7 protein-coding genes and 1 pseudogene are annotated in these 8776 nt (G+C 55.5%); 7 read left to right on the top strand and 1 reads right to left on the bottom strand.

The genetic code is table 11. The features are described from left to right. The 7 genes and pseudogenes from EN884_RS15320 to EN884_RS15350 form a co-directional block, all read left to right on the top strand. Window positions 1-390 (top strand): fumarate hydratase C-terminal domain-containing protein (locus EN884_RS15320; RefSeq protein WP_206617596.1); only part of this gene is annotated, 390 nt, incomplete at its 5' end. Window positions 391-883: 493 nt separating this feature from the next. Further along, on the top strand, window positions 884-1381 hold the full coding sequence (locus tag EN884_RS15325) for an Lrp/AsnC family transcriptional regulator (protein ID WP_063169306.1): 498 nt from the start codon (window positions 884-886) through the stop codon (window positions 1379-1381). A gap of 1402 nt (window positions 1382-2783) precedes the next feature. After that, entirely contained in the window at window positions 2784-3644 is an 861-nt protein-coding gene (locus tag EN884_RS15335) for a DUF4231 domain-containing protein (protein ID WP_063169305.1), read from the top strand. A 9-nt stretch (window positions 3645-3653) separates the two neighbouring features. Beyond that, complete coding sequence (locus tag EN884_RS15340) at window positions 3654-4160, top strand: TIR domain-containing protein (RefSeq protein WP_063169304.1); 507 nt, start codon at window positions 3654-3656, stop codon at window positions 4158-4160. Between the two features lie 483 nt (window positions 4161-4643). Then, window positions 4644-5064 (top strand): annotated as a pseudogene (locus EN884_RS39545) (transposase); the annotation flags it as partial. Between the two features lie 190 nt (window positions 5065-5254). Continuing rightward, entirely contained in the window at window positions 5255-6661 is a 1407-nt protein-coding gene (locus EN884_RS15345) for an aminotransferase (RefSeq protein ID WP_063169303.1), read from the top strand. Between the two features lie 870 nt (window positions 6662-7531). Beyond that, entirely contained in the window at window positions 7532-8269 is a 738-nt protein-coding gene (locus tag EN884_RS15350; protein WP_082826574.1) for a LuxR family transcriptional regulator, read from the top strand. Window positions 8270-8444: 175 nt separating this feature from the next. On the opposite strand, the gene EN884_RS15355 is transcribed toward EN884_RS15350, so the two are convergent. After that, on the bottom strand, window positions 8445-8776 hold a 332-nt coding region (locus EN884_RS15355), incomplete at its 5' end, for an integrase core domain-containing protein (protein WP_164895016.1).

Consider the following 8776-nt stretch of genomic DNA (forward strand, 5'->3'; position numbering starts at 1 on the left):
GTGAGGAATGAAGTCGTTGGACCCGCCGGTCCAACAACCTCCAGCCGCTTGGACGATTTTACGGACAAGGTGCTCGCCGAAACCGGCCTTTTCGCGATGGTGGGCAAAGCGGAGAGGGGACCGGCGGCCATCGCGTCGATTGTAAGACACAGAACGCCATACCTTGCTGCAGTGGGTGGCGCTGCGTACCTGATTTCAAAGTCGATTAAGGCGGCGCGGATTGTCGCCTTTGAAGACCTGGGCATGGAAGCCATCTATGAATTCGATGTGCAGGACATGCCCGTCGTCATGGCTGTCGATGTTGAGGGAAACTCCATTCACAATTCCGGGCCTCTTGAGTGGCGTAAGCGTATGGCAGCCGACAGCATCGCACGCAACATCGGTGTTTGAGTCTTTCCGGTTGGGCGATTTCGGCCAGACCCGAGCGCCAAATTATCGGGCAAGCCATAAGACGAGCGGCATTTGCGGTGCCCTGCGCCTCGGCGAGCCGGCCAAGCAAGGCCTTCAATTCACCCTAATAGTTGAATGTGCGAGTGAATACTGCATTGAGTATGCCGTCCATGCGATCGAGGGTCGAATGCAGTCGCGCGTCTATCAAGTACGGCAGCGAGATTCAAGAAAATCGGTTATCTATTTATCATGGTCTCCGCCGCCGCCGACTATTCTCTCCAGCTGCACCATTGCCCCGTTGGGCGTTGGGGCGATAGCCAAATTACTTCTGCAGCTTTTCTCAGCGGATCGCTCACCCTCAGCTGATTTTCGTACCCCATTCTGGCACATCTCGGGCCTGGAACGGATGCCTTCCACTGCTACATTCGCTCGTTTCAATTGATGATAGAATTGATCGGCACACAACGCGATGTCATCGCTGAGAGCATAGGTTATGAAGTCGAAACCCGATCCCGTGCAACTCGACAGTTGGGACCTGCGGATCCTCTCCGAAATTCAGGCAGACGGTCGGATTTCAAAAAGTGAGCTTGCAAAACGAGTTCATCTTTCGGCGTCCGCCTGTTCGGAGCGGCTCCGAGCACTCAAGGCCGCGGGGATTATTGAGGGATTTTATGCGCGGCTGAGTCCTGCCCTCATCGGCGGCATGATCTTTGTGATGGTGGAGGTCGTGCTGGATCGTCATCGTCTTGAGGACCAACGACACTTCGAAACTGCTATCCAAGACATTCCGGAAATCCTGGACTGCTGGGCAATTGGGGGGCGCGTGGATTATCTGATGCGGGTCGCATCTCGTTCTATGGCCGCCTATCAGGATTTCATGGAGGGACTGCTGCAGGCAGGCTTGGGGATTGATCAATACTATAGCCTTGTCGTCACGAAACCAGTGAAGTCCAATTCACCGATACCTTTGTCCGCCCTGAGGCAACGGTAACCCAAAAGCTAAGTTTCAACGGCGTTTGGCACGGATCCCGTAGATTCGTCGGCAAAAGGCACCCATTCCGACGAAACTCAAGGGACATTTGCGGTATACTAATTGCTGGAAAAAGGTGGCCGAGCGCTATCCGCCAGTTGATCGCGAGCAAGGACGATGCGCTTGAGCAATCTGGAACCGATCTATTCCAGGAGAGGATCGAAGCAGCCATCGGACGCACTTGCCCAGCACGGTTACGGCGAGAAGCCAAACCGGATCGTGCCTGGTTGAGGAGGCGTCCATATCTAAGATGCGAAGTGCCGAAAAATGCCTCTACCGCTACTTCAAGGGGGGAACTTTCGCCCTGGATTGGCGATCAGTGGCGATTGAGCTTAGTCGCGGTCAGCGCATCCGTGTAGGGGGCGAAATCTACAGCGAGGGTTTGGCAAGCCGACGGGTAGCGGGAGTGCAAGCTGGCCCGCTCGGCCTTGGCGACCAACCCGGCCCTCGACGCCTGCGGACATTCGGAGATCGCGTTTTTACGTCCTAAGTTCGTTGCTGTTCGAGATTAGGAGATCGTCTGTCCTGTTTGACATTGCTGGTCTCCGCAGCCTTCTAAGCGAGGAGCATGGCTGTGCCGGGATCGCGTAGGTGGGTGACAAGGCCGGTCACTCCTGCCACCCGACGTGGTCTTTGAGAAGGTGGAGGTTGCGCTACCGGCTGGAGAGCATGGTGCCAGTTTTCACAAGACAAGGGTCGCTTAATCGAATGGGCGTCAAGTTCATAGATTGCGAACAGATCATGGGGGGATTTGAATAGTGCTACTGACCGAGGCAGAGCTGAAAAGAGTTGCGAATGCCAGTCGAGGACATAGAGCCGCATCGATCGTTCTAAAGGAAGAGACGGCCGCAGCTACAGCCAGATCGTCATTCGACGTTTTTCTGTCACATTCTTTCAAGGACGCAGAGATCGTTCTCGGTGTGAAGCGAATTTTCGAGGAGCTTGGGTTCACTGCTTACGTAGATTGGGTCGAAGATTCACAACTGGACCGCACAAAAGTCTCCTCGGCCACCGCCGAGTTGCTGCGGACCCGTATGAGGCAGTCAAAGACGCTAATCTATGTGCATTCAAACAATTCTCCAGGATCCAGATGGATGCCTTGGGAGCTTGGCTTTTTCGATGGGTTTCGGACCGCGGTAGCGGTTCTGCCCGTGGCAAAAAATTCTTCGGAAACATTCTCCGGGCAAGAATTTTTGGGCCTATACCCTTACATTGATGGGACAGGACCTGCATTCCTGTTTATGAACAGAGGGACCGCGCCTCGCTCAAGAATAGGCTCTGTAAGCTCGACTGCTAACCTCACGTTTGCCAAATCCTGGTTTAAAGAATTTACCGCCACAAAATAGACTGGTGTGCTTCAAAAATGAAATATCCTGGACTCTATAATAGCGCCGACGTGGCATCCAACGAGCAGCAGGCGACGTTTCTGCGCCTGATCCGGGCAGAGTACGTTCTTCTTTTTTTAGCGTCGGTGCTCTCTTTGGACTTGTCGCCATCAAAAGCCTATTTCGGTGTCTATGCTGCGGTATTTCTTTGCTCAATGGGAGTCCTCATTTTCCGGTCGGTCACAAAGCCCGAGCAGGTCTGGTATCAGGCTCGAGCTCTGGCAGAGTCGGTGAAGACATTGACTTGGCGCTTCGCGATGCGAGCACAGCCGTTCGATGACGCGCGCGCCGCTGACGCCAGAGCTGATTTTCGAAAGCTCATGGAAGGTATCCTTGATAGCAATCGTCACCTTGGTAGCGCGTTGAGCGGCACCGATTCAGCATCCCCCCAAACAACCGACCAGATGATGTCGATAAGGGACTCCCCGCTAAAAGAAAGAAAAGACCTATATCTGCAGAGACGAATCTGCGACCAACGGAAGTGGTACGAGAAGAAGGCGCGCTCGAACAAGAGGTCCGCGAAAGTCTGGATGGGCCTTGGTATTTTTGCATACGCTCTGGGATTCTCGTTCATCGTAGTACGCATCGCTGACCCCGCGATGCCAGGCTGGCCGACCGAGCCGCTAATTGTCATCGCCGCCTCCCTTATTGGGTGGACCCAGATCAAGAAATTTAACGAATTGGCATCGGCTTACACGTTGACAGCTCACGAGATCGGCTTGACTGCCGACCTTATTACGGACGCCAACTCGGATGAGGCATTCTCCGCCGCGGTGAACGAAGCCGAACTGGCTTTCTCACGGGAGCACACCCAGTGGGTTGCTCGTCAAAACAACTAAGAGACAACAATGGCATACAGCGATCCGACCTATGTAATATTTGACGGCGATGAAGACGCTTGGGCATACCGCTTTATGAAAGGGTGGAACGCCAGCGAGAATGTGAGTTTTGAATTCGCGAACGCTCACGATCTGGACAATATGACGAGCCGAGCACAGGACGAAGATTATGTTAAACGCAATCTTCGCAACAGAATGAATGGATCGAGCCAGGTACTTGTCCTGATCGGTGAGAAGACGAAAAACCTTTTTCGCTTCGTGCGCTGGGAAATGGAATTGGCTCTTGATCTAGGTCTGCCGATAATCGCAGCAAACCTTAACGGCTCGCGGCAACAAGATGTGAGCTGTCCGCCTATCATCAGGGACAAATGTGTTGTGCACGTGCCGTTCAAGATGAAGGCCATCAAGCACGCGCTAGCCAATTGGCCGAGCGAATTTCATCGGCTTTCAAACGCTCAGCGTGGCGATGGCGCCAGGAGCTATGGCGAAAGCACCTATCGCGATCTCGGCTTATAATCGCCACCTAAAAGCACTTAGCCGCCCAAACATCCTCGCCATCCGCTGGCGGCGACTAGCCTTAGCAACGTCCGCCAGCGTGTTCCGAGCTTGCCGAGCGATGATAAGAAGAGCACGACGTCCGATTTGCTGAGTTTGGCTGAAAGCTGCAGGTCATGTGCAACCTATTAGAGGAGCCCCGCTCGAAGCGTCGGATCGTCAGACAAGATCATGTCGCGCGAGGGCGCTGGTTTCGCGAGGAAAAGGAGCGGCTGTTCGATGTTTGAGGCTTGATCCAGCGTTTCGAGACTGCACGAGCGGCCAGCATTGATGGAGGCAGCTTTTCAGGCCGCGCAATTCTGTCGGCTCGCCCCCTCCTGCGAGCCGCAGCTCGGCTCGCCCTGCGCAGCAACCACGAATTTGCGATCGCAAGAAAGGCAACACGCTGACGATAGAACTTGGCGGCGCTGGTCGGCTGCGAATCAAGATGTCAATGGCAAGGAGCTCTCGCCGCGCGTCTTTGCCGGGCCGAACCTTCTGGCTATGCTCCTTCGAGAAGTCTGCCGAGCACCAGCCGCCGCACCGCCAAAGCTATCAATATGCGCGAGGGCACGACCTCAGCCTCTCAGCGCTGGCCAACCAGGTTGGAGCCTGTGCCGCGGCACGGAACCCGCTGCCTGCTGATCGAGGCGAATGTGCTTTGCCCCTGATCACCTCATTACCACCCTTGGGAAGGGCAAGACCGATCCGGACCGTCAGAATGTAAGGGATGACCGGCAGTTCGGCGGAACATGGCCGCCGGCGCTCTATCGTGCCTCGCGCGGCCGGCGGGAACAGCGTCCCGAGCGCTATTCATCCGTCAATATCGCCCGCTAATCGGGCACTATGCTGGGCGCATGCGCGTCGTAAGCTGTTCGTGTTTGCAGGACGCGCCCCCGACCCTCGGCTAAGGCGAAGGTGACGCCTTAGTTTTCACGGCAATTCGGGCCGATCCCGCGAATTTCACGGCGAATAACCTGCATTCCCGAGAAACTCAAGGGACGTTTCCGGTATGCTATTTGCTAAACAGGTGGCTGGCCGAGTGCCCTCCGCCAATTTATCGCGAGGAGAGGGACATGCGCTTGAGCAATCTGGGAACCGAGCAACTCCGGGAGAAGGATAGAAGCTTCGTCTTCCATCCTTCTACGCATCTGGCCAAGCACAGCCGAGGCGAAACGCCAAATAGGATTATGGCCGGTGCGGAAGGCGTCTATATCTGGGACACCGAAGGCCGAAGGAGCCTCGACGGTTTCGGAGGACTCTACTGCGTCAACATGGGATATGGATGCACGGAGATCGCCGAGGCCATTGCCAGGCAAGCACACGAATTGCCGTTCGCGCACGTCTATGCCAGCCAAGGTACGGAGCCGGTCGCCCTGTTGGCAGAGGCCGTGGTCGAGTATTTCGGTCAGAACATGCGAAGGGTCTATTTCGGCCTCTCCGGTTCCGATGCCAACGAAACCAACATCAAGCTGGTCTGGTACTATAATAACATTCTTGGCCGGCCCGAAAAGAAAAAGATCATCTCGCGAAATCGCGGCTATCACGGGTCTGGATTGGTCACGGGTAGCCTAACTGGCCTTCCCTTCTTTCACAATTTCTTCGACCTGCCTCTGGATTTGGTGCGCCATACAACCACGCCGCACTATTACCGCCAGGCGCGTGTCGAGGAGAGCGAGGAAGCGTTCTCCCGGCGCTGTGCCGATGAGCTTGAAGCCTTGATCCTGGCCGAAGGACCGGAAACGGTTGCAGCTTTTATCGGAGAGCCGGTACTTGGGACAGGAGGTATTGTGCCGCCCCCCAAAGGGTACTGGACGTCCATTCAAGCGGTGCTCGACAAATACGATATCCTTCTAATCGCGGATGAAGTGGTCTGTGGCTTCGCGCGAACCGGCGAGAAGTTCGGTTCCCACCTGTATAACATGCGTCCGGATTTCGTGACCATCGCAAAGGGTTTGAGTTCCGCCTACCTCCCCATCTCCGGGTCAATCATTGGCGACCGTGTCTGGTCGGTTTTGGAACAAGGAACTGAGAAGCACGGCGCACTCGGCCACGGCTGGACATATTCGGGGCACACGCTTTGTGCCGCAGCCGCGCTCGCCAATATTCGACTGCTTAAAGAAAAAAATATTCTGGAGCATGTCCGCGATGTTGGACCGTATTGGCAAGACCGGATGAAGGCCGAGCTGGCGGGACATCCCATCGTTGGTGAAGTTCGCGGAGTGGGTATCCTGTCGGCCGTAGAGATGATGCGGGACCCAAAACAAAGGATACCATTCGAACCCGACCTTCAGGTCGGGGTGCGCACTGCAGCTGCTCTGTTTGAGAATGGTGTCATCGGACGGGCCATGCCGCATGGCGACATCCTCGGTTATGCCCCCCCCCTGATCATTACCCGAAAAGAGATCGACATCATTGTCGACGCGACGGTAAAGTCGGTCGATACCACCTATCGCGCGCTGAAGGCCGAGGGTGCCGTATGATTTTGCGATCGCGAAGGAGCGAGTCCGGAGGCAGGCATGTCCCTGCGCGCTACTGCGCCGAGCAGACCCAAAACTGTTGAATTCCAGATATCTGATCTTGAGCATGCTCCGGGCTATTTCAGTCACGATTTGTAACCGAATCAGTTCTGCCGCCGCTGTCCTGTTGCCCAACGACCAGGACCTCTGTGCGGCGCGCCCTGCGGGTGTACCTCCCCGCCGGCAGGGCGCCCTTTTTGACCCACGTAATCAGTATCATTATGGCCCGTGCGGGATCGAGGGTCTGGTAAAGGTCATCTGCACGTTCCGATGCAGATTGAGCTTAGACGTGCCCTTTACATCATTGCAGCGGGCCATAATCATTGCGGTGAATTTTATCACGTCAGGTATATAGAAGGACGATACTCACACGCCACCCCGTTCACAAGGAAAGGCATTTTAATATTGTTGAGACGATTTGCCTATCAAAGAAAAGAAAGCATCGCAACACTTCTTTGCGGATCACGGCGCCCCGGGTGGGGGATGAGCGGCTATCCGAATTGTTATGCTAATGCCGACCCAAATTCCTGCAAAAGCTGGGGTCAATGATGGCTTTTGGTCAGCGCAGGATGATTTCTCCTGATTTGGTCGGTGCAGGGGCGGTCATGATTTAATGCATGGAGATTCTCTGATTGAGCTGTTGAGATCATGAGGCGTCTGCCAGACGCCCATCGGGTGAGCCCAGCATGATTGGGATGACCGACGAAGATCGAAAGTGTGGCAGCATTCTGGAGCCCGGTCAGCCCAGCGACGCCCGCGAATTCAATCACGTTTGTCGGGACATACACGACGCAGCCGGAAGGCGTGCAGAAAGAGGAAGAATCGAGCGCGACGATGACGAGGCACATGCCACTTGTTTTCGAGACATTCCTTGAAAGACTGTCACAGAGTATCGATGAGGCAGATTTCCGGGATGCCATGGCTGAGGCGGCCGGACGACTTGACCTAATCTTCTTTGCCTACCTCTCCTTGCCAGCACGGCCTTCCGGCAAACCGAGGTTAATTTCAAACTATCCACCCCGCTGGACCAGACAGTATCTGGAAAATCAGTATGAGAAACTCGATCCTGTGGTCTTGCGTGCTCGAAATGGCGGCTGCCCGTTTCACTGGGGATCGAATTTGGGAGGCGATAAAATGTCGCCGGCTCAACAGCAGCTATTCGATGAGGCGGCTCAATTCAGCATCTGCTGCGGTTTGACGATCCCAATTGTCGATCTCCGCGGCCGCATCGCTGCGGTTACTTTTGCCGCCGATGAGCCTCGTCCAGTATTTCTTCGGGTCGCTGAGCGGTACGAACAAGCTCTTCAACTGATGGCGGCCTGCTTTCATCGTTGCGTTCGCCGCAAATTGCCGAGCGATCGAACAGTGGATGGGGTTTCGCTGACATCCCGCGAATATGAGTGCCTGAGGTGGGCAGCGCGGGGTAATTCAGCCTGGGTGACCGGCCGCATCTTGGGTATCAAGCCACGCACGATCGCTTTTCATTTGGACAATGCCAAGAAGAAGCTAGGCGTGCGAACCCAAAATCAGGCTATAGCCCTTTTGGGGTCCGAAGGGTCCTCAATTGTCTGAGAAGCTTTTTGATCCCCTTGTGCTCGGGCCATTCGATCGCGCGCTTTGTATCGAGCGTTGACTGGATGCCGAGATCTTCTGTTCCGCCGGCTCGGGCGATGCAGCCGTATTCTTCCAGTCCGCGCCGGTGATCATAGTCTATGGGTGCTCGAGCGGGTGTGTCGTCGCTGACGAGCTAGTTGTGGAGCCTCAACAGGTTGTCCTCGGTTAGAGCGAGGCGACTGATAGGTGTTTTGGACTTTAGGCTCCCGTGGGGACGGTGCCAATTGTATCTGTGCAGCCAGACCGGCAACTCTGCGGCGCGGTGATCTGAAGTCGGATAAGCGATGGCATAAGCCCATTCGCGCAGTGCTGTCTGGATGAAGCGCTCGGCCTTGCCATTGGTCTTGGGTGTATAGGGTCTTGTCCTGACGTGCTTGAGGCCGAGATCGCGGCAGGCCTTGGCGAAGGCCTTTGATCTGTAGCAGGAGCCGTTGTCGGTCATGACGCGGGCTATCGTGACGCCGA

Origin of the sequence: Mesorhizobium sp. M7A.F.Ca.AU.001.01.1.1 (assembly GCF_004022735.1) — a bacterium.
Lineage (GTDB): Bacteria > Pseudomonadota > Alphaproteobacteria > Rhizobiales > Rhizobiaceae > Mesorhizobium > Mesorhizobium ciceri.

Bases quoted from the DNA above. Each gene is read 5' to 3' on its own strand.
- EN884_RS15325 (WP_063169306.1), top strand. From the start codon at position 884: ATGAAGTCGAAACCCGATCCCGTGCAACTCGACAGTTGGGACCTGCGG.
- EN884_RS15335 (WP_063169305.1), top strand. From the start codon at position 2,784: ATGAAATATCCTGGACTCTATAATAGCGCCGACGTGGCATCCAACGAG.
- EN884_RS15340 (WP_063169304.1), top strand. From the start codon at position 3,654: ATGGCATACAGCGATCCGACCTATGTAATATTTGACGGCGATGAAGAC.
- EN884_RS15345 (WP_063169303.1), top strand. From the start codon at position 5,255: ATGCGCTTGAGCAATCTGGGAACCGAGCAACTCCGGGAGAAGGATAGA.
- EN884_RS15350 (WP_082826574.1), top strand. From the start codon at position 7,532: ATGACGAGGCACATGCCACTTGTTTTCGAGACATTCCTTGAAAGACTG.